At 42.5% G+C, this 23,120-nt stretch carries 15 protein-coding genes and 1 tRNA gene; 11 read left to right on the top strand and 5 right to left on the bottom strand.

Annotation, left to right across the window (positions count from 1 at the left end; all coding sequences use genetic code 11):
• Nucleotides 1–255: 255 nt before the first annotated feature.
• The 3 genes from ACVA53_RS14900 (at nt 256) to ACVA53_RS14890 (ending at nt 2,982) form a co-directional block, all read left to right on the top strand.
• Complete coding sequence (locus tag ACVA53_RS14900; protein ID WP_446505490.1) at nt 256–1,746, top strand: serine hydrolase domain-containing protein; 1,491 nt, start codon at nt 256–258, stop codon at nt 1,744–1,746.
• Between the two features lie 122 nt (nt 1,747–1,868).
• Complete coding sequence (locus ACVA53_RS14895) at nt 1,869–2,783, top strand: DUF808 domain-containing protein (protein WP_446505489.1); 915 nt, start codon at nt 1,869–1,871, stop codon at nt 2,781–2,783.
• A 108-nt stretch (nt 2,784–2,891) separates the two neighbouring features.
• A tRNA-Ser gene (locus tag ACVA53_RS14890) sits at nt 2,892–2,982 on the top strand.
• A gap of 86 nt (nt 2,983–3,068) precedes the next feature.
• Here ACVA53_RS14890 and ACVA53_RS14885 read toward each other — a convergent pair.
• From ACVA53_RS14885 to ACVA53_RS14870, 4 genes are all read right to left on the bottom strand, one after another.
• Nucleotides 3,069–4,091 (bottom strand): sensor domain-containing diguanylate cyclase, encoded by a 1,023-nt coding sequence (locus ACVA53_RS14885; RefSeq protein WP_446505488.1) that lies wholly within the window; start codon nt 4,089–4,091, stop codon nt 3,069–3,071.
• 202 nt (nt 4,092–4,293) lie between these two features.
• Complete coding sequence (locus tag ACVA53_RS14880; protein WP_255044961.1) at nt 4,294–5,142, bottom strand: hypothetical protein; 849 nt, start codon at nt 5,140–5,142, stop codon at nt 4,294–4,296.
• A gap of 1,320 nt (nt 5,143–6,462) precedes the next feature.
• A complete protein-coding gene (locus ACVA53_RS14875; protein ID WP_446505491.1) occupies nt 6,463–8,019 on the bottom strand; it encodes a cryptochrome/photolyase family protein in 1,557 nt (518 codons plus the stop codon).
• 34 nt (nt 8,020–8,053) lie between these two features.
• On the bottom strand, nt 8,054–9,367 hold the full coding sequence (locus ACVA53_RS14870; protein WP_446505487.1) for a DASH family cryptochrome: 1,314 nt from the start codon (nt 9,365–9,367) through the stop codon (nt 8,054–8,056).
• A gap of 594 nt (nt 9,368–9,961) precedes the next feature.
• On the opposite strand from ACVA53_RS14870, the gene ACVA53_RS14865 reads away from it, so the two are divergent.
• The 5 genes from ACVA53_RS14865 (at nt 9,962) to ACVA53_RS14845 (ending at nt 15,949) form a co-directional block, all read left to right on the top strand.
• Nucleotides 9,962–10,630, top strand: a complete 669-nt coding sequence (locus ACVA53_RS14865) for a LuxR C-terminal-related transcriptional regulator (RefSeq protein WP_446505486.1) — start codon at nt 9,962–9,964, stop codon at nt 10,628–10,630.
• A 326-nt stretch (nt 10,631–10,956) separates the two neighbouring features.
• Nucleotides 10,957–11,484 carry a hypothetical protein gene (locus ACVA53_RS14860; protein WP_446505485.1) on the top strand — a complete coding sequence of 176 codons (528 nt, stop codon included), beginning with the start codon at nt 10,957–10,959 and terminating at the stop codon, nt 11,482–11,484.
• A 53-nt stretch (nt 11,485–11,537) separates the two neighbouring features.
• Nucleotides 11,538–12,245 (top strand): hypothetical protein, encoded by a 708-nt coding sequence (locus tag ACVA53_RS14855; RefSeq protein ID WP_446505484.1) that lies wholly within the window; start codon nt 11,538–11,540, stop codon nt 12,243–12,245.
• 107 nt (nt 12,246–12,352) lie between these two features.
• A complete protein-coding gene (locus tag ACVA53_RS14850; RefSeq protein WP_446505483.1) occupies nt 12,353–15,043 on the top strand; it encodes a fimbria/pilus outer membrane usher protein in 2,691 nt (896 codons plus the stop codon).
• A gap of 39 nt (nt 15,044–15,082) precedes the next feature.
• The gene (locus ACVA53_RS14845) at nt 15,083–15,949 is read left to right on the top strand and encodes a hypothetical protein (RefSeq protein ID WP_446505482.1); all 867 of its coding nucleotides are present in this window, start codon (nt 15,083–15,085) and stop codon (nt 15,947–15,949) included.
• Nucleotides 15,950–16,011: 62 nt separating this feature from the next.
• Here the strand turns inward: ACVA53_RS14845 and ACVA53_RS14840 are convergent, their stop codons facing one another.
• Nucleotides 16,012–16,734, bottom strand: coding sequence for a GntR family transcriptional regulator (locus ACVA53_RS14840; protein ID WP_255044927.1), 723 nt, complete (start codon nt 16,732–16,734; stop codon nt 16,012–16,014).
• 301 nt (nt 16,735–17,035) lie between these two features.
• On the opposite strand from ACVA53_RS14840, the gene mngA reads away from it, so the two are divergent.
• The 3 genes from mngA (at nt 17,036) to manA (ending at nt 23,067) form a co-directional block, all read left to right on the top strand.
• A complete protein-coding gene (gene mngA / locus ACVA53_RS14835; RefSeq protein WP_446505481.1) occupies nt 17,036–18,976 on the top strand; it encodes a PTS 2-O-a-mannosyl-D-glycerate transporter subunit IIABC in 1,941 nt (646 codons plus the stop codon).
• A gap of 131 nt (nt 18,977–19,107) precedes the next feature.
• On the top strand, nt 19,108–21,750 hold the full coding sequence (gene mngB / locus ACVA53_RS14830) for a mannosylglycerate hydrolase (protein ID WP_446505480.1): 2,643 nt from the start codon (nt 19,108–19,110) through the stop codon (nt 21,748–21,750).
• 129 nt (nt 21,751–21,879) lie between these two features.
• The gene (manA, locus tag ACVA53_RS14825; RefSeq protein WP_255044923.1) at nt 21,880–23,067 is read left to right on the top strand and encodes a mannose-6-phosphate isomerase, class I; all 1,188 of its coding nucleotides are present in this window, start codon (nt 21,880–21,882) and stop codon (nt 23,065–23,067) included.
• Nucleotides 23,068–23,120 lie beyond the last annotated feature (53 nt).

The raw sequence follows: 23,120 nt of genomic DNA, 5'->3' as shown, positions 1-23,120 counted from the left end.
AGAGCGTACCACTTTCGGCAGTTGGCTTCCTCTTTTACACCTTCCCATGAGTGTCGCACTTATTATCTGAATTCAGGCTTTGGTAATGAAGATGTGAAATCACAGCTGAAAATAACCTTTTTCTAAGCAAGGGATAATAACAGGTTGATATTATATATAAAATTCCACTTTAACTGGTGCTTTTGGTAATCATTCGTCTGAGCTTGGTATACCTAAGTGGCAACCTACGTCATAGCCATAGAAAATGGAGAAATTATGGTCCTGAGAATTTGCCGTCTAGACGGTGTTGTGAACTTTAGCCTGGAGAAAAAAAACAAGCGGCTTTCACTTTTCAATAAGTTGTTTATTTCACTGTTTGCATTGCTGTCCCCTTTTTCTTATGCGAACTCTGCGAAAATTGATCCTTATATCGGTATTTATCATGCCGCTATCCCCTATACCCCGTATGCTGTAATCAAAAAGCATGGTGAACGCTACTTTGCGGTGGTCTCAACGGGTTCATTTGAGCTGGTGGTTAACGATAAAGGAGAATTCAACGCCAAAAATAAAAATATTCCATTGAGTGGCAAGTTTGAGCAGTTAGTCGATGGTATATATCAGCATAAAGTGACTAATTTATTCGGACAACAATATACCTACGTGCGTGAAGATATGCCGGAAGAAGCGTTTATTCCGGCCTTGTATAGTGATGATGTTTATTTTGAAGGGTTTAGTCATGCCGCAGGCCAACATTGTGCGAAACCCTACTCGAAGCAAGATAAGTCCACAAATGAGGTTATCAATAACTCAAAAAGAATGAGTGGATTAATATCTAAGATTGAAAAATCTGATACAGACTATAGCAATATCAACAGTTTGCTCGTTTTGAAAGACGGCAAACTGGTTTTCGAAAAGTATTTCAATGGTTGGAAGGCAGATGAGCCTCATACGATTCAGTCTGTAAGCAAAAGTCTTACCTCATTATTGGCGGGCATTGCCACCCAGCAAGGGTACATTGCCAATGTGAATACCCCTGTTTCTGAGCTGCTTCCGAAATACAAAGACATGTTCTCAGGCCGCAAGTCTGAAATAGCCCTTAAGCACCTGTTAATGATGGCGTCAGGCCTGTATTGGGATGAGTGGTCGACGTCATATGAAGATCCCAAAAATCTGCGCAGTCAGGAAATGGCCAGTGAAGATTCTGTCGCGTTTACCCTGTCGCAGCCTATGAGCCAAAAACCGGGAGAAAAGTTTACCTACAGTGGTGGCAGCGTGTCTGTGGTTGGCGATATTATCCGACAAGCGACGAAAGCAGACTCTGTTAGTGATTATGCTAAAAATGGACCACTCTCAGCACTTTGTTTTGATAACGCCTATTGGATGAAGCAAACCGATCAGCGTTCCAATGTCGCTGGAGGTGTGATGCTACGCCCGAGAGATATGATGAAGCTGGGTCATCTGGTTCTAAATGAAGGGCAATGGAACGGTAAACAGTTGCTCGATGCCAACTGGCTTTCAGCATCGACAACGCCGGTTATGCCGACTAGTCTACCGGGCTATAAATATAGTTATTTCTGGTGGAACACCCAATATATTCATAGCGGCAAAAAGTATCAGGCCGTGAATGCGTTGGGTTATGGTGGGCAGGAAATTGTTATCATAAAAGAGCTTGATTTAGTCGTGGTAAAAACGGCAAGTAACTTCCATATTTCATCCTTGATAGGGACAATTATGGCTGAACACATTTTGCCGACATTTGCTGGGTAGTCTCTTTTTTCTCACTTCTGGAAGGTTGTAGGGCAAATTTGATTCAATCTTGTCTAGTAAAAGTGCTTAGGTTCGCTATGTTTAGAATATCCGTGAAAGTATTGCAGATATAGGAGAGCTCAGTGGCCGGAGCAAGTTTATTAACCCTGCTAGATGATATCGCCACCGTGCTCGACGATGTCGCGGTAATGAGTAAAGTAGCTGCCCGCAAAACGGCAGGAGTGCTGGGGGATGATCTGGCATTGAATGCCCAGCAGGTGTCAGGCGTTCGTGCTGAACGAGAAATTCCCGTGGTGTGGGCCGTTGCCAAGGGCTCTTTTCGCAATAAGCTGATCTTGGTGCCGGCAGCATTATTGATCAGTGCATTTGCGCCTTGGTTAATCACCCCGATGCTACTGATCGGCGGCTTGTTTCTTTGCTTTGAAGGGTTCGAGAAAGTCGTAGAGAAGATGTTTCATCCGGCGGGCCCAAAGGAAAGTGATGAACGTGAGTTGTTGGCTGCTGCTGAAGATCTGGTTGAGTTTGAGAAAAAGAAAATTCAGGGAGCGATTCGAACCGATTTTATTCTATCGGCTGAAATTATCGTGATTGCGTTAGGTACGGTGCAAGAATCCGCCATGCTGACCCAAGTGTTGGTGGTCAGTGTTATCGCTTTGTTGATGACCATTGGGGTGTATGGCCTTGTGGCAGGTATCGTAAAATTGGATGACGCGGGGTTGTACCTTGCCCGAACCAGTGAGCCGGGTACTTTGAAACGGGGATTTGGCGAGAGTTTAGTAAAAGCGGCACCATACCTGATGAAGTTTCTGGCTATCGTCGGCACTATCGCGATGTTCTTGGTTGGTGGCGGCATAGTCGTACACAGCATGCCACACTCCCATATATTGATCGACCACCTAGCTCAGCAAGCTTCCGTTGTACCTGGCGGAGCCATGATGCTTCCTGCATCTGTGAATGCGGCTGTTGGTTTACTGAGTGGTGCGGCGGTACTGTTTTTGGTAACGGTATATCGAAGAGTTAGGGATGCAGTGGCTTAGGTGTGCATAGTTTTTGGCTGCTATGTGTTGTACTTGGTTGTTGTGCGAGCAGTTGAACCAAAGTGGCTTTACAACAAGAAAGTCCTACATTATTATACGCCGCACAAAGGAGAGATGGCTGAGTGGTTGAAAGCACCGGTCTTGAAAACCGGCATACGTTTGTAGCGTATCTAGGGTTCAAATCCCTATCTCTCCGCCAAATTCTAAGGGCTTGCAGTAATGCAGGCCCTTTTTACATCTGGAACATTTGGTTCAAATCCCCGAAGGATGGTGACTATTTGATGTTTAGTTGCTTCTTTTACTCATTTTATTGGCATACATACGCTTATCGGTCTGAATATACAATTCGTTGAGGTCTAAACACTCGTTTCCCTGTACGCTCAAGCAGCCATAGCTGACACTGAAGTCATTGGGGTAGTCTGCAAAGGCTTCGTGGTTTGCCAGGGTTGTTTGATAGTTAACCTCAATCTGTTGGCAGCGAGCCCTGAGATCTGTTTCGTTGATATTTGGGGAGAGTACAATGAACTCATCGCCACCGACCCGCGCGACAATATCGCTGGCGCGGGTGAGTTTTCTAATCTCCGCTGCCAGTGTCTGGATCGCTATATCACCGCAGTTATGACCAAGTTGGTTGTTTATCTGTTTTAGGTTATCCGAATCAAAATAGGCGATAGCAACGGATTCAGTGTGCTCTCGTAATCCACTTTCGTTTTCATTGGTGTTGGTTGCGTGGGCTTTGCATATGATTTTATGGGCTAACACAGAGAGACCGCGTCGGTTATATAAACCGGTTAGCTCATCGGTGAGGGCCTGCATTTTCAAATGTTCATAGGCATCAATGAGCTTGAGATCAGCGGTAATGAGTTCTTTTAGTTGTTCGAGAAGTTGAAAGAGGGTGCCATTATACTCACTTGGTTTTGTGTCTATGGCGCAGATGGTACCGAACACGGTGTTGTCAGGCCAGTATATTGGCATACCAAAATACGAACGAATGGGCCCTTCTTTCACAAAGGGTATTTGGCTCCAAGTCGGGTGATTAGCAGGATCAGCGACATAAACCGAGTCACCTTCTTCGATGACATGCCGACAGAAGCTGTTCATTTCACACGGCCAAACATCGCAGGGTTTTAGAAAATTGTCATTGTTTTGGCTAGTGCGAACGGTAAAGAATTCTTGATCGCGTAATTGAACGATAGCTCCGCAAGTACAGCCGAAAAGTTGTGATATTAAATCGACGGTTTTCTGCCATTTCTCTAAATCTAGTACTGGATGTTCATTCGAAGTAAGAAAATGTGCCCAGTCAAACATATTTAGCCTCCCGCTTAGCATTAGAAGTATATACCGCAGAAGGGGAAAATGAGGAGAAAGTCAGTAATGAGAGTCTTTTTATATGATCTTGGTGGTAATTTTTTGCGTTTAAACCAGCGTTAACTCGTTTTCTACTTCCAGTCATACAGGGAACCCATGTGACTGGAAGGATGTGCAGATATAAGGCTAGCCCTTGTACGGATTAAGAACAAACAAACCACGAGTTGGCAGGCGCTGTAATGTAAGAAGAACGGTGCCAGTTAACTCTGTCCAATGAGGGGGCGGTTCTAATATCCCCCTTGAACTTGTCTTTTACTGATACCTTCACGAGCCCATCATTAACGCTAAAGACTTGTCCGCGATAGGTATGGCCAAGATTGGTTTGGTGTGGATGATCGTACAAGCATACCGTGGCTCCAACACTGGAATAGATGTATTTGCTTTCTTCTCCCCATGGCGCTGTTGTTGGTGAAGCAGGTTGATTAATTGTGTACATGGTTGCGCTAGCAGGTGTCAATTGACGCAGCGGAGAGTAGGGCTCATAACCAAGAACCTGCGCACTTTCATACCATTGGTTTTGGTCAGCTTGGGTGTTTTCGTTAAGTCGTAGAGTGACAAACGGGCCATCCAAACATAAATCGGCCCAAAGGGCTGTGCTGGTAATGTTAGCGGAGAACAAGGGCATTTCGTTAGGAGTATTGGCTGAACTGACACACCATGCGCCACTGCCTTGATTAATCAGTTGCCCTCCATTAGTGTCACAAACCCGCTTGGCTAATGCTTGGTACTCTATAATATCGTTAGCCGCTTGTTTAGGGTTGTCTGAACAATAGCGGTAGGTATAGGCAAACGTATTTTTGGGGTAAAACACACCTTTATCGACAACCGCTCCGTTTCGTCGGGTATCGGTTAAAGCAATGAAGCTTTGGGTTGAGTCATAGAAGCTGTATTCACCGCTTCGCCTGACAGTGTCAGGGCTAGAGCTACAGCCGCTGAGTAATAATGGAATAACTAGGAAGAATGGAAAGAGTCTTTGTACGAACGAAAACATCACGCATCTACCTCCAACGCCAACAACATGACTAATGTCAGAACACTTACACGAGAAGCAAAGTGTTATCTGTGTCACAAAATAGCATGGCTATAAGTATATCGGATTTACATCGAACTGCTTGGAATGTCGGTGAGGCGGGTACCTAATACCAATCTGGAGAGGTAGTTGATCAAGTAGTTGTACTGGAAAAATCGTTGTTATCAAGGTTGATATTGCAGTCACTAGTGGCTCAAATTACAAAATATCTAACGCAGAGAACAGCGATTTTAACCTGCAAGACTGATCAAATATTTATGTAGGTTGGTATAACAGTGATAGATAGGGACTTGCCGCGAATAAACCCAAGTACCTTACGGTTACTTGGGTATAGAGTTATTGGCTTCGTGGTGAAGTAGTATGCCTGCAAAAAATAATCGTCATATCTCACGTGCGATTTTATTAATGCGCAAAATTTATTTGTGCCATTACGTATTGAGAAATGAGTACTTCTGCTGGGATTAAGCCGAATGCTGCTCGATAGGCAGTTTAAATTAGAATTGTCGCAAGCCTCGTGAGTATTGGGTGATCATGAGGATGAATCACGTTCACTGGCGCTTGAAAAACGCCGTATATAGCCTTCTTAATATCGCAAATGAAGTAAGTTTCACTGGCGTGAGCTATTTTTGTTACGTGTTCAAAAAACATTTTTGGCAAAGAGCAATTCGATTTAAGTAAGTTGAAAATTAAATATACAACGAAGTGTTTATTTTTACAGCACTATAAAGAGTGATCTAGTAAGAGCGTATTTTAATGATACTGCCGCAGTTGCTACATTTATATATTGAGTTATAAAGTATTCTTTCTAATCGGTTCCTTTTCTTGCGTTGAGCAAAAGGTGTATCACAGCACATCATAATTTGTCCTTATAGATTGAGTCCTGATAATAATAATATTGAATAACAAAAGGGTTTTTTGTGATATTGCTCCCAAATCCTGGTGTTGTGCTTTACTAAATATATTACAAAATGTGATCTTTGTTCCACTGCGTGTTGTGGTAGTCAGTTTTGTATATTTTTTTTGTGCATGGGATTATTTGCCTGCATAAAATATATTCGATGGGTGGCGTAATTTTACTTTTATATTTGTTGGCGTCAGTTTTAGGTCACGTTATATCCACTAAAAATTGCTTACATATAGCCAATGTCAGCGGTTAGGTCTGGACAGATTATCTACTCAGCTTTTGAAGGAAGGTACTGAGGGGGGAACGGCGCAGCGATGAGTGTTGGCTCTTTTGCCGCATATGCGCTTAGTCGTGTTTATTGTACTTCTACACTTTAATTAAATGTTATCTATATTTTTGAGTATTCTATTCGCCTTGGCGATAATCCGCTTTCTGTCTTGCTCATTTAAGTTATCCCAGCTTCGATAAATCATTCTTGTTCTATGGTTCTTCGCTAACCATGATTCGTGCTGATGTAAAAAATTCCAGTATAAACTATTAAGAGGGCATGAATTTGCTTCTGTTTTTGTCTTTACATCATAGTTGCAATGCTTACAGTAGTCGCTCATCTTGTTGATATAATTACCGCTGGCTGCATAGGGTTTGGTTGCTATAATGCCATTATCGGCAAAGAGTGCCATGCCGCGAGTATTTGGCATTTCCACCCATTCAATTGCATCAATGTATATTCCGAGGTACCACTCCTCAACTTCGTCAGGAGCGATACCTGTTAGCAGGCAAAAATTACCTGTTACCATCAAGCGCTGAATATGATGGGCGTATGCGTAATCCAAAGATTGTGTTATTGCGGCTTTCATACAAGCCATCTTGGTATGTCCAGTCCAAAAAAAATCTGGTAAATTTCGTTCAGCTTTCAGGGCGTTGAGTTTTTTGTAGTTGGGCATGTTGGCCCAATACATTGCACGGATATATTCCCTCCAACCAATAATCTGTCTTACAAAGCCTTCTATTTGCGCTAAGTCGATAGAACTATTTTGTTCATAGGCACAGATTGCTTGCTTCAAAACATCTGTGGGGGACAGAAGTTTTGCGTTCAAGGCAAAAGAGAGTCGAGAGTGATATAAGCTCCAACTGTGTGGTGATTTCTCAGTCATTGCATCTTGAAAACAACCAAAAAACGGTAGGCATTGCTGGCAAAAAAAATGCAACAACTCTTGAGCTTGGGCGGTAGTGACTGGCCACAATAGTTGAGGTTGAGCCTGACCAATGGTCCGAACTTGGTGAACTGCAATTCTATTTAAAATATCGTTAACGTTGTTGGAAAAACAGAGTGGGCTAGGGATGTGTTCAAGTTCATGCTTTTTAAGCTTGTTACGATTACTCTTATCAAAATTCCATTTTCCACCAAGTGGTTTGTCACCATCCATCAGCAGATCAAACCTTCTCCTCATACGGCGATAAAAGTGCTCCATTAAAACATGCTTTCCTGGTGGAAAGTCTTCCTGGATCTCATTGAACGGCAGTAGGAAGTGCTCCGTATCATATTCTCTGCATCGAATATTCGCTTGGCTTAGGGAGCCTGCTAAAGAATGAAGCTGTTCATAAAGCCTGTATTCATCAGGGCGCTGGAACTCGAAACATTCGCAATTGTATTGCAGTAGCAAGTCATTGATAAGAGAAGGTAAATCTTCAAACTGTGCGGACAGATCCAAATTTAGATGGATAACATTATGGCCTAACTGTTTTAACTCTTGCGCGAAATGCTCCATTGCAGCAAAGAATGCCGAGACTTTTTGTATATGATGTGCGACGTATGCAGCTTCTTGATGAAGCTCTGCAATGAGGTACAGGGTTGAGTCATCGACAGTACGATACCAAGAATGTTTAGCATTTAACTGATCCCCTAAGATCAATCTGAGTGTTCTATGTTGCATATTTGCCATTTCGGTACGAATCCTTTACCAATAGTCAGCGTATAGGCCAATCAGAGGCATCTACCGAGTCGATATTGCCATCATACTTATCTCCACCCCATTTACGAATAAACTCTTCACTAGGATCATAGAGCGCAGTTTGTTTTGCTAGATTGAAGTGGCGGCCCTGCTGAGGATCGGCTCCGACGCCTGCAATATACTGCCAGTTTCCCCAGTTTGAAGCGGTGTCATAATCAATAAGATGCTCTTCAAAGAAGGCGGCACCATAGCGCCAGTCCACACTGAGTTCATTCACCAAGCAACTCGCTGCTATTTGTCTTCCGCGGTTGGATATATAACCGGTATTCCGGAGCTGATTCATTAATGCGTTAACAATAGGATAGGGGGTATTTCCCTCACACCAACGGCGGAATCGCTCGGGGTAGAAGGCGGTATGCGGTAGCGTCGATGTGATTCCCGAAAAAGTATAAAGTCTTGACCCGTAGCAATGGGCATACCATTGGAAATATTCGCGCCAAAGTAGCTCGAATTTTATCCATTGAGTAGATTCATTGCATTCGATATCGGTTTCATATTGGCTTAAGTGTTTGAGAAGTTTGTTCGCAGATAAGCACCCTAATGCCAACCATGGTGAAAACTTGGTCGAATTCTCCCACCCGTCAAGTTCATTTCGGGTCAATTTGTAGCGACTGGGCGCATTGGAAGTAAAATAGCGTTCAAGATGCTTTAAAGCCGCTTTTTCACCGCCATTGAAATCAGCTAACAGCTTTGGGTTAGTCATTGGACTTACCACATCAAAAGCTTTGAGCCTGCCTGGAGATGGTGGCAGCTTAGCAATGGTTGTTATCGGTGAACGAATCTCTAACTCTTCGACTTGTTTACGGAATTGGCTGAAAGTAGGTGGAAGCGATGTTTTAACGTCAAAAGGCAATTCGACTGCGTCAAACAGGGTGTGTGTCGCAATTTTACGGAACGTAATATATGGGTACCTTCCCTTGAGCGTGTGCCAGTTGCGTTGCTCATACACACCAGTATTTTCGCTGGTATAAATCATGGAGACGTTGTACTGGCTGATTAACTCAGGAATAACATTCAGCGGATGGTCCAGTATGACATGCAAGCTCTGGCCTCGATGACTGAGTTGTTCTGCAAGATTATGGAGTGACTGTAAGAGAAATTGCTTCCTGTAGATACCGTGCTTATCTATATGGTAAGGGTAGCGATTAGCATTATTGACCGGTAAGCAGTACACACAGATAAGGTGATCGGCTTCTTGAGTTGCTAAGGCAAGTGCCGAGTTATCATGCAGTCTTAAATCGTTTTGAAAAAGAAACAAACCTGTTGCCATTAAAGATCCCTCTAAGCCAAAGTGCTAGCTTAACTATAGGCGGATAATCGCAATCATTTATGATTTGCATAAAAATAATTATTGATTGTAAAAGTGGAAAACAATGATGTTACTGTTGTACGAATGATAATTATAAGAAGCACGATTAATTGCGCCGATCTTCAATATGACTAGCGAATAAATTTATATAATCACAGCGTTTATTGAACAACATAACAGTTATTAATTGACTTATTTATCATTAATCTATGTATATTTATAACGTAATAATGCCTAGTAAAATAGGCGTTTCTTATTAATTTATTGGTTAATAAATTTTAAATCATGGCTGTGCTGTTAACTTCAATATAACATTTATGCTTATAAAATAGATTCAATATACCTTTTATACCCACGGTGTGCCCAATCATATATACATTTAATGATGTTTTTATTGATGTATTGGATTGAAATATAGACATTGAGGGATTTAATGTTTTTGTAATAATTTGTCACAAAGTGGGCTTTCTTTGAGTTGGGACCAATGTCACATAATATATTGTTTCAACATGCATAATTTAATTATGGCATGACTGGAATGAAAGGGATATCATTATGATACCAGCAATAAAGCTCTATACTAAAAATAAAGAATTAAGAGAGGCTATAAACCAGCTAATAAATTACCTTCCACAGGATTATAATGGGCAAATATATGACTCGCTGTATGAAATGCATCATTCAGAGACTACTGGTGTGAGTGATAATATCTATATCATTGATTATAAGAGTTTAACTGAAGTGGAGAAGTATGTATTTCACGTTCAAGGGGATAAAAGATCTTGGATCTTAGTCAATATCGATGATGCTACGACATCAGATACTATTTTATGGATTGATAAAGGTTTTGTAGGTGTGCTTTCCATTTTGGAACTAATTAATAATTTCTCTACAATAATCAGTGCCGTACAGAAAGGACAGATGTGCTTTCCAAAAAATCATACACGGTTTGTGATTCAGTTCTATCAAGAAAAATACATAAATAAAAACTGTAAAATGAACGACTTGTTTAATGCTTCCCAACTCACGTCTAAAGAACAGGATATATGTAAACTTGTATTGAATGGCTTAAACAACAAGCAAATTGCAGTAGAAAAAAACATTAGTATTCATACCGTTAAAAGTCATGTGCATAACATTCTGTCAAAGCTTTCGGTTAGCTCACGTTCTGAGTTGCTGGGCTTGATTATTAATGATTATAAAGAAAATGAATACGCAAACTAGTCATCTTTAGCAGCCTATAGCAATTAGGCTGCTGCCATCCCTTTTCTGCATGAAAACCTTTTAGTATTATCTCTATCTCTATCTCTATCTCTATCTCTATCTCTATCTCTATCTTTTTAGTATTTTTCTCATGAGTTAACCTTATTACTCTCCAGTATTACACTGAAAGCTGTATTTTACTTTCAATCTATTATCAATCTTAAACAAATAAAATTATTAAAACTTTCAACCTTATTGTCGATGTTTTAGTTGACTCAGTGTCATATTCTAACCATGAACAAGGCAGTAAGAACTACAAACACAATTAAAGCACAGGGAGCTTGATTATGAAAAAGTCAATAATTGCATTATCAGTAATAGCATTAACATGTAGTATGGGCACATTTGCGAAAGGTCAAGGTGGTGGTGGTCAAGGTGGTGATAAATGGAATAAGCATTACCGTGCTCACGAATATAGTGAAACATTAGAAGTTGAGCTTCTTGGTTATATTCCTCGATCTTGTGGACTATCATTTGAACCTGATAAAAAGTTAACCAAACATGGTGGGGCGGCCTTTGTTGATTTAGATGTTAATGAATCTCAAAAGCTTGGTAAGGTATTTGGTAAGTGTAACTTGCCAAAGACAAAGGTTACTTTAAGCTCTACTGATTATGAATTCAAAAATACTAATAACGAAAGGGTTCGTACGGGCTATTCAGTAGAGTTTGATCAAGGACTAGGGAATGAAGAAATTACCAGATATAATGGTGAGGCATTTGACCATTATGTCTGGATAAATGTTCCCACTACACCGACAATACATGGTGTTTACAAATCTACTATCAATATAAATGTTGAGTCTACATTCATGTAATTAGCTTCCATTGAGGTAGGGGAACCTACCTCAATGATTATAGGAGGTTTGTAATGCGAATACTACAACCAATTATTTTGTTATTCCTCTTTTCATCAGTTAATGCTTATCAAGTGCAACCCATGTTACAACAAATTGATATATCTGGTAGAGGCAGTTACGGTGATTATCTGGTCACAAATGATAATGACACTAAGGTGACACTTGAGATTTCTATTTTCAAAATAAGTTTCGATAATGAAAGTGAAGAAAAGTTAGTACCAGCTGATGATGACTTCCTTATTTTACCACCGCAATCAGTCATCTTGCCGCAAGCAAGACAAACATTCAGGTTGCGATATCTACCCAATGAAAATCTAACCGCAAGTACAGCCTACAGGGTGGTTTTTGAACAGCTTCCAGTTGATATAAATGATAGTGAACAAAGTTTTGTTGATTTTACTATGCGTTTCTCGACAATAGTTATTGTTAATGTGCCAGGTACAAATGCTTATCCCGAAATATCTAATATTGATATTAATGGTAACCCTGAAGTAACAATAAAGAACTCGGGGAATGGTGTACTAGACCTAGCGGATTGGAAGTTTGACTTTACAATTAATGGTCAAAACCAAGTATATAGCTGGCCAGATATGGAAGAGACACTCAGTCAACGATATTTAATGCCTCATGCAGCTTTAACTATTAATGATTTTAATGGCCTTAACATTGATAGTGAATTGAATAATGAAATTACTTTGAACTCAATAATGACTAAATAGGTGTAGTTATGAGGAGGGAATGGAGTTATTTATATGGTACCTTAGCGCTGATAATATTTCTATTATATAGCAGCTTCTTAAGTGCATCTTCATCCTCATGCGACGATATGGCATTTGAAATGCCATTACCTTTACTCTATCACCATCGTGAACTTGGTGATGTCATAGCGATAACCGATGGTCACCAAGTCTGTTCCATACACAAAAATAACTTATTATATTTTATATCCCCGCTTCTTAACGATGACGCGCTTAGATGGACTCATTCCTATCAACAACAATTTATATCTTTAGAGGAACTCAAACAGCAAGGTATTATCGTTGAATTTATGTCTTCGGCATTTTCTCTTTCGGTTCGTATTGACGATGGTAAGGATCGTGTGCAAAACATAAATGGTGATGCTGGTTTTTTAGGTCTGCCACCAACACCCAGTGAACCGTTTTCTGCTATTTCAAGTTTCAGCGTAGAGTATGATTATAGTGATGCTTTCGACTCATCAGGCAGCGCGGTATTACAGTGGTTAGGCGGGTTTAACTGGGGAGGGTATCAAGGTGTTAATTTGATGACAAATGCATCCTTTGGTTATTTATTTGATGACGATAGTGAGAGCAACGAATGGCAGAGCCTGAGAGGCCCTGTGGTTCTGTATCATGATCGCTATCAGCAACCTGCCCGCTATTCGCTCGGCGATGTATCAAGTCCATCATCTGGCCATTTACCCATCTATGAATTAGGCGGTTTTTCTATTTATCGGAGTTTCTCTGATCTTCAACCGGAAAGAAACATTCAAAATTCTGGAAGCCAATTTTTTCAGCTTAATGAAAGTGCGGAAGTAGAGTTTTTCGTTAACGGTATATATATAACTCGATTCAGGCTTGAACCTGGTCGCTATAACATTGATAACCTGCCATTGTCATCAGGTAATAACGATGTAAGACTTGATGTTAATTATTTATCCGGTCGAGAGGAATCGCTTTACTTTTCCCGTTATTATAATGCAACATTGCTTAAAGCTGGTTTAAGTGACTTTGGTTTTTCCGTCGGATCCATATCGGAATATGATGACCGGGATATCACTTATTCTGATGATTATGTGGTGTCTGGTTTTTATGAGTATGGATTAACAGAGCAATTAACCGCAGGGGTAAATGGTCTCGCTTCCGAGGATGGTGGCCTTTTGGGTGTGTCTGCTGTTACCGGCAACTTCTTGGGTAACGTTTCCCTTAGGTTAACCTATGGTTATTATCGTGAGAATGAATACCGTAATGGTTATATCGGCTCTATTGACTATGAACAATCCGTGTTTGGGAGTGGAATTAGCAGCGCGGCAAATTTGCGAATTGGTTATGAATACCAGAATAAGTTTTCATCAACACCTTGGTTGAGTGATGGTCAACGAGATGGTTATACTACTTATATTGACTATTCTGCTTATCCTAGTAATGCTCTCGATTTTTCAATAGGTGCTCGTTTAAGTAACTATGAAGGCGCAGAGCAATATGATACTTACTTTGCTAATGCCAATTACTCCTTTGGAGATAGAAATAACTATTTTGTCATTGGACTGCGGGGAGAATATAGTTCCGAATCACGTTATGATATTGATGAATATACTGTGAACTTAAGCCTGAGTTGGGATTGGTCTTCTGATACCCGACGTTATTCATCAGCATTAAGATATGATACTGATGAAAATAGAGTGGCTGCTGACTTCTCCCGTTCCAGTGATTATGGCATCGGTGGGCTGGGTTACCGCCTCTCTGCAGAACGCCGCGATGATTATGACCGACAAAGTGGCAATATTGATTACGTGGCTAACCGATGGCGTGGCAATGCCATTGTATCAAGGTATAGTGATAACTCTTCTGACGATGAGTTCGCTGCATCGGTTTATTTGTCGACAACAGTTGGTTTTGCCGGCGGGCGATTTGGTGTGGGGAGTGACCCTGTTGGCCCATTCGCTATTGTATCGGCACATCAATCTTTGGAAGGGTTGGATGTAGAGGTTAATGGATTTGAAGGTTATAACCCTAATGCGATTGCTACCCATCAGTTACCTGCTGTTGTTGGGCTTAATCGCGCCTTTACCAATAATCAAGTTAATGTCGATATTCCTGATGCGCCTCCTGGTTTAGATTATGGTGATCCTTTGCATTCTATTGTGCCAGGTAGCTTGACGGGGCATGTGATTCATATTGGTTCCGATGCGGTTTACACTGTTATTGGTCGCTTGCAGGATCCGTCATCCGACGCTGTTGCATTGAAAAGCTTTAATATTGTCGGTGAAAATGGCCGATATTCGACCTTTACCAATCGTAATGGCCGCTTTGTGGTGGAAGGTATGCTGCCTGGAAATTACATCATCCATCAAAATACTGATCCTTCAGTTCGAGCTTCTTTTATTCTTGAAGCAGCAGAGGATCCGCTTGTTTATTTAGACCCAATCATTTTATCAGATCCTGAAGTGCAGCAATTTGAATCGGTAGAAGAGATCTCTGATGAGAAGGACGATAAAACGAATGAAGAAATGCCGTCCGCAGGTAGTACCATACTTGTTCGGCCCGGTGATTCTATTTGGCGATACACCGACGCTGAGGTAAGGCGGGCTAAACAGAGTAATGGGTTTGATTTTTCAACCGTTGAAAAGCACCGTTTAACACTCTCTTTGAGCGACTATGTTGTAAGCGTAAATGAGCTCGATGACGGTAATATTATCCATCCAGGCCAAGAAATCTTTGTACCGAATATGGACAGTTTCATCATTGATTATGATAAGGCTATGGGCATGTCATTATAAAAATGGGTTTTCAATATACAGGCAATATGGGGAAAGGATATGAAAAAATGGTATTGGTTAATATTTATATGTTTACCGTTGTTTTCACATGCTAATGATGATTGTACGGGGAACTGGACGGTTAGGTTTATTGATGAAGACTCGTCAATTAGACCCAACTTTGGCGAGTCAACATGGATAAAAGCGTATATTGAGGTCGGGTCTTCACTCCGACAATGCGCAGATACGATTATTATTTCGACAAAATCAGAATCTCAGTTTTGGCTAAAAGGGCCTCAGGGGAAAGTTGCACTGCAATTTTTTGATAAGCATGTTACGCCATTAGCATTGGTTGATAGTCAGAGCGTTAGCCTTAAATTAGAGAAAGCAAAATTAACGAACTTTTGGTTGAAAATCCCTCAGGGGGCATTTCTTTCTGCTGGTAAATATAGTGCGAGTGTTGATGTTGGTCTTATTTCTAATACGCAATATAGACCGGTATCAATTAAAACGAAGGTTATTAATTACTATGTTAAGCCATTTGCAAGTCTGAGTCTTGATAGTTCTAGTTATTCATGGATGAAGAATTCAGGCTCATACCATCAAGTTATGTTAGGCCGGCTAAAAACGGGTTTAAAGAGGCAATTTGATATTCACGTGCTAAGTAATGCTAACGTGGTGATGGAAGTTGAACCTAAAAATGGTGTATTGAAGCATGTTGATTCTCAAGGCGCTATTCCATATAACTTGTTAGTTAACAACCAAAGGGTAAAGGCCTCAAAGCAACCCGTTAGCTTTGAATTGGGTAGAATGTCTGCCCGTACACCGAGTAGTATTCCATTTGGTATTGAGGTGGGAAGTATCCGGAATGCAATAGCTGGTAATTACAGAGAAGTATTGAAAATATCTGTAATAGCAAAGCTTTGATTTACCATTCAAGAATAAGATTATGGCAAGTGGGCATTTGCCCACTTTGTTGACTAGTATGTTCAATAATGATGATTACGTTTAGCCACTAGAGTGAACTTGTAGTCTGATGACTTGAAGTAGTTACGGCTGTACTCAAACACAGTACCGTCGACTAGGTACCCTCTGGTGACTTTTTCGATAATCGGTTGCTCTGGTGGGATGCCAAGCTGATTCACTACTTCTTGCGGTGGCAGTACCGGGATGATTTCCTGCTCACTGCGATCAATCACCATTTTCTTTGTCCCCTCGATGAACTCGTATTTCGAGCCTTGCATGACTTCATAGGTAAGATCAGGGAACAGCGTGAGTGGCATCCAGGTTTCTTCCAATGCGACTGGGTTCTCGTCGATAAAGCGGACGCGTTTTACGTAGAAAATCCTGTCACTTTCACCAATCTCAAGCGCCTCTGCGATAGCTGGGGCTGGGGTTGTAATCTCAAAGGCAAGAATTTCACTGTGAGCTTTGACATCAAGGTGGCTCAGCTTTTCATAAAAGCTTGAGTACTCGTACATGTCATAGTTGACCTTGTTTTCTTTAACGTAGGTCCCACTCCCTTGGATGCTTTCCAGCACATTTTGATCTACGAGTAATTTTAAGGCTTGTCGAACCGTTACCCGGCTCACGGAGAAGGCTTCTCGTAGTTGTGCTTCAGTCGGCAAGGCCTCACCCGGCTGGTATTCACCGGATTGGATCTTCTCCTTTATTGCGTCGGCGATCTGACGATACATAGGAAGGCGTGCCACATCGTTCTCCTCTGGAAGGCAAGTTGCTTATCTACCATGTTGTGAATCCTGCACTTAAGGTCACTTGGGTATATTACTTCTATAGTGTTATAGCGAGCTATGCCCGTATTTTACCTGCATTTACCGTTTCATTCAAAGTTGTCATATACAAGCTGAACCAATATTTAATACAACAATAATACCTATCTGTAAGGTTGTGTGAATGCGATCACAGAACACATCGGCAGAATACGTATTATATTTGTATTAATACAACTAAGGGCGATACACGCCCCCCTGGATGACGGTACAGAGGACGACGATGAAACTGACTACCCTTACCAATAAGTCGCTGATTTCAATCCAAACGACATTTGAAAGTCGTGAAGCAGCGATTCATGCTCTGGCAGACAAACTTAATCAAGAAGGCAAATTGCATGATAAGCAAGCTTACCTTGATGCGGTTTTTGCCCGTGAAGAGCAGGGCCCTACAGCACTAGGCGAAGGACTTGCAGTTCCGCACGGCAAGACTGACGCAGTTAAAGAAGCCGGTTTTGCCGTAGCAACGCTAAAACGAGATCTTAAATGGAAAGGTATTGATGAAGACGAAGATGAAGATGTCAACCTGGTCTTCTTGATTGCCATTCCTAATGCAGAAGCCGGTTCAACGCACATGCATTTGTTGACCGAGTTAACGACAACGCTTGTGGATGACGACGTTCGCGAAGCGGTGCTTAGCGCACAGAACCCTGAAGAGTTGATGATTCTACTCGACAGCAAAAATGATGTAGAAGAAGAACAAGACAACTTTAATACAAATAAACAGCGTCCAACTATCGTTTGTGTCACGGCATGTCCTGCTGGTATCGCTCACACTTACATGGCTGCTGAGTATCTTGAAAAAGCCGGTAAAAAAATGGGCATTAATGTTCATGTTGAAAAACAAGGCGCTAACGGCATTGAAGGACGTTTGACGGCTGATCAACTGAACAATGCCGATGCGGTTGTTTTTGCCGCAGAAGTTGCAATTAAAGAAGTTGAACGTTTTAACGGCATTCCTCGTGTTGAAACACCGGTTGCTGAACCTATTCGTCACGCAGAGCGGATCTTGAACGACGCGATGGAGGAGGCCAAAAAGGGCACAACTGAAGAGCGCGTGGCTGCAACTAGTGATAAACCGAAGAAACTGCCATTCAAGACCGAGCTTAAGCAGGCATTGCTAAGCGGTATTTCATTTGCTGTTCCCCTTATTGTTGCGGGTGGTACGGTTCTCGCGGTTGCTGTTTTGATTGCGCAGATTTTTGATCTACAAGAGCTTTACGCGACAGAAAACTCATGGCTATACATGTACCGTAAACTGGGTGGTGGTCTTCTTGGCACCTTGATGGTACCGGTACTGGCAGCGTACACCGCATACTCCCTTGCCGATAAGCCCGCATTGGGGCCTGGTTTTGCTGCAGGTCTGGCCGCAAACATGATTGGCTCTGGTTTCCTTGGTGGTGTAGTCGGTGGCTTGATTGCCGGTTACTTCATGCGCTGGGTAAAAGAGAACATTCGTCTTAGCCCTGCTTTCAACGGCTTCCTTACCTTCTACCTTTACCCTGTGATTGGTACCTTAGTTGTCGGTAGCCTAATGCTGTTTGTTATCGGTAAGCCGGTAGCAATGCTGAACCAAGGCTTGACCGACTGGCTAAACGGCCTATCTGGCTCTAATGCGTTATTACTTGGTGCAATCATCGGTGTCTTCGTATCGTTCGACCTTGGTGGTCCAGTGAACAAAGCGGCTTATGCATTCTGCTTGGGTGCAATGGCTAACGGTGTCTACGGCCCATATGCCATTTTTGGTTCGGTCAAAATGGTATCAGCCTTCACGGTGACAGCTTCAACCATGATCGCTCCACGCCTGTTCAAAGACTTTGAAATTGAAACCGGTAAATCAACGTGGCTACTCGGTCTAGCGGGTATCACCGAAGGTGCCATCCCAATGGCGATTGAAGATCCAATCCGTGTTATCGGCTCATTCCTTGCAGGTTCGATGGTAACGGGTGCCATCGTCGGTGCGGCAGGCATTGGTTTGTCAACGCCGGGGGCAGGTATCTTCTCTATGTTCTTACTTCACGACGCAGGTATCGGTAGCTTCATGGCAGCAGGTATTTGGTTGGGTGCTGCCTTGATTGGTGCCGCCATCTCAACAGCGATGCTAGTGAGCTGGAGGGCACATGCGACAAAAAAGGGCACATTCAAAGTGACCGCTGACGCTTAATTCTAGTTGTTATAGCAAGAGCTAAGCACTACACGTCACAGCATTTTACGTCGGAATACGACGACACTCTAAATCATCGGGTGCAGGCTTTCTGCGCCCGACATTAAAGAAAAATTATCAGGTACATTATTATGGCTACTTCTCGCGTTCATATTACTCCTCACATGCACTGGGATCGTGAATGGTATTTCACTACAGAAGAGTCGCGAATTCTGCTAGTAAACAACATGGAAGAAATCCTAACTCGTCTAGAGTCAGATCCTGAATACACATTCTATGTACTTGATGGCCAAACAGCTGTTCTGGAAGATTACTTCGCTATCATGCCTGAAAACGAAGAGCGGATACGTAAACAAGTACAAGCGGGCAAATTGATTATTGGTCCATGGTATTCACAGACTGATACCATGCAGGTTGCGGGTGAATCCATCGTTCGTAACATGATGTACGGCATACGTGATTGCATGAACTTCGGCGAAGCAATGAAAATTGGTTACCTGCCAGACTCCTTTTCAATGAGCTCTCAGCTGCCGATGATTTACAATGGCTTTGGCATTGATCGTGCGATGTTCTGGCGTGGTTGTTCTGAGCGTCACGGCACCAATAAAACTGAATTCGTATGGCAAAGTAACGACGGCAGCGAAGTGACAGCACAAGTGCTTCCACTGGGCTACGCTATCGGTAAATACCTACCACAAGACGAAGAAGGGCTTCGTGCTCGCCTGGACAAATACTTCCCAGTGTTGGAAAAACCATCGGTTACTAAAGATATTCTTTTACCTAACGGCCATGACCAGATGCCGATTCAGGAAGATATCTTTGAAGTAATGGATAAGTTGCGCGAGATCTACCCTGAACGTGAATTTAAGATGAGCCGTTTTGAAGAAGTATTCGAGCGCATTGAAGCAGTGCGAGACCAACTCGATACCATCAAGGGCGAGTTCAATGACGGTAAATACATGCGTGTTCACCGTACTATTTCGTCTACCCGTATGGACATCAAGCTGATCCACGCGGAAGTAGAAAACAAGATTGTAAATATTCTAGAGCCGTTGGCATCGATTGCCTGGACGCTGGGCTTTGATTACCACCACGGCCTGATTGAAAAAATGTGGAAAGAGAGCATGAAGAACCATGCCCACGACTCAATTGGCTGTTGTTGTTCCGATAAAGTACACGCCGAGATCTTGAACCGTTACATCCTTGCTGATGACATGGCGACGAACCTGATCAACTTTTATAAGCGTAAGATTGTTGACCATATGTCAGCCCGTGAAGGTTGCGACAAGCTAGCGATGTTCAACCTGTCACCTTATGACCGTGAAGAAGTGATTAACACGACAATCACGATCCGTGCGAAAGAGTTCAAGATCTTCGACGAGCATGGCCATGAGGTCGAGTACTTCATTCAAGAACAACGCGTGATTGACCCAGGTAAGATTGACCGTCAAATCGTTCACTATGGAAACTACGATCCGTTCGTAGAGTACGATATTCAAATCAAGCACATCGTACCGGCAATGGGCTTCACGACGCTGCATATTGAAGGTAATACCAAAGGCAAAGTGAAAGTTGCCGAGCAGAAAGATTACCTGATGGAAAATGAGTTCTACCGTATCAATGTAAATGATAACGGTACGTTGACTATCTTTGATAAAGAAACCGAGCAGACATTTGATCAAGTTCTTCGTCTAGAAGACGGCTCGGATGACGGCGACGAGTACGACTACTCACCATCACGTAAAGAATGGTTACTTTACTCTGATGAATTCAAAGTTGAAACCAACATCACACATGAAGGCTTCCAGTCGGTGGCTAGCATTAAACTGCGTATGGACGTGCCAGATAATCTTCAGTCGCGTGAAGATCGCACCAACCAAGATGGTTTTGTCGATGTCGATTGCCAAGTCGTGCTTAAAGCGGGTTCTCGTCGTATTGACGTTCGCATGGAGCTGGATAACCAGGCTGATGATCACCGTGTACGTGTGTTGGTTCCGACGCCATTTGTGTCTGAAACTGTGGTTGCCGATAACCAATTTGGTTTGATTACCCGTCCGGTGAACGATCCAGAAATGGAAAACTGGGAAAAAGACGGTTGGAAAGAAGCGCCCGTACCTGTGTATCAGATGATGAACTTTGCAGCGCTAGAGAGCGGCAAAGCAGGTATGGCGATTATGAGTAATGGCCTACGTGAATTCGAAGTGATTTCTGCAAAAGGCAACGAAGAGAAAGATACATTTGCACTAACGTTACTTCGTGGTGTTGGTGTACTGGGTAAAGAAGAGCTTCTACTTCGTCCGGGTCGTCCATCAGGCATTAAGATCCCAACCCCTGATTCTCAGGTTCGTGGCAAGCTGGTATGTAACTTCACACTATGTGGCTTTTCTGGCAACCATATTGAAGCCAATGTTATGGCAATGGCGCGTGACAATGTCACGCCAATCCAGTGCTACAACAAGATCCCATACAACGCGATGAAGCTAAATGTGGGTGAACAAAACCAACCTCTGACTTTCTCTTTGCTTGAGAAAGGGATGAAGGGTGCAGTGCTGAGCGTATTGAAGAAAGCCGAAGATGAGAAGGCACTAATTCTGCGAGTCTACAACCCGTCAGAGACAGACACTATTACCGGTGGTATCCGTTTCAGCCGCCCTATTACTGAATGGGTAGAAACCCGTATGGATGAAGTGGTGCTGGAAGAGCAGGGCACTGAGGCGAGTCAATTTGGTGAGTTGCGTCCTTGTCAGGCTAAAACCTTCCGAGTCCGTTTTTAATTTAGTGCAAAACACTGACAGGGTGTGATGAACCTTGTCAGTTTCTGAGAACTATTGGTTTTTCTACGTTAATTATTTCCAACTTTCTGCCGGGCATGCCCGGCAGCTTTTTATCCGGATAACGATGATATGTATAAGCTAGGTAATGTAATTCAAAATTATGCGTGGGGCAGTAAAACGGCGATGACGGGGCTGTTTGGGATCAGTAACCCAGATGATCAACCGCAAGCTGAGTTATGGATGGGCGCTCACCCAAATGGCTGCTCACGCGTTGTCTGTAATGGTGAAAGCCAATTGCTTTCAGACTTGATTGAGCAAGATCCTGAGTTGGTATTAGGCCGTTATACCCATGATAAATTTGGTGAATTGCCATACTTGGTTAAAGTATTATCCGCGGCCAAGCCGTTGTCGATTCAGGTTCATCCTAAAAAGTCGGCAGCAGAAGCAGGTTTCCACCGTGAAAACCTAGCTGGGATCCCATTAAATGCAGCTGAGCGAAACTATAAAGATCCTAACCACAAGCCAGAGATGGTTTACGCCCTGACCAACTACAAGGCGATGAACGGTTTCCGTATCATTAACGAAACGGTAGAGCTGTTCGAGCAAGCTTGTTGTCAAACACTGGCAGAAGATGTGCAGGCGCTTAAAGCGAACCCTACACCATTCCAGCTGGCAGTATTCTTCCGTGAAGTGATTTCACTAACAGGTGAGAAGAAGAAAACAGCTATTGCCGAGCTAATGGAAAATATTGAATCAAAGGGTCTTTCAACTGATGCCAAAATGGTGTTCGAACTGATTGCGGCTTTTGCCAAAGAGTATCCAAGCGATGTCGGTTTGTTTGCGCCATTAATGCTAAATGTCATTGAGTTAGAAGCTGGCGAAGCCATGTATCTTGATGCTGAAACGCCGCATGCTTATCTGGAAGGTACAGGTATTGAAGTCATGGCAAGTTCAGATAACGTGCTGCGAGCAGGTTTAACACCAAAGTTCATAGATGTTGAAGAGTTGCTGAAAAATACGCGCTTTGAGCCGATTCCAGCCCAGCACTTAAGGCTGAAAGGGCAAGTGAAAGACAACAAGGTTAGCTACAACGTCCCAGTTGACGACTTCAAAGTCGAAGTGATTACTTTGACCGATAAACCACAAACCGAGTTTGTCCGTAGTGCTGAAATCATCATGTGCTTGCAAGGTAAGCTAACACTTGAAAGCGAGGGTCTGGTGATTAACTTGGTTGCTGGTGAGTCCGCATTTATTCCTTACAGCAGCCGTCAATACAGTTACAAAGGAATGGGGAAAGCGGTTAGGACGTTTAACTAACTGCCTGTTAGTTGAAGTAAATACAAACGACACCATTGCTGGTGGCGTTTGTA

This window comes from Photobacterium sp. DNB23_23_1 (assembly GCF_052873815.1).
This window is presented reverse-complemented; position numbering and strand designations above follow the sequence as displayed.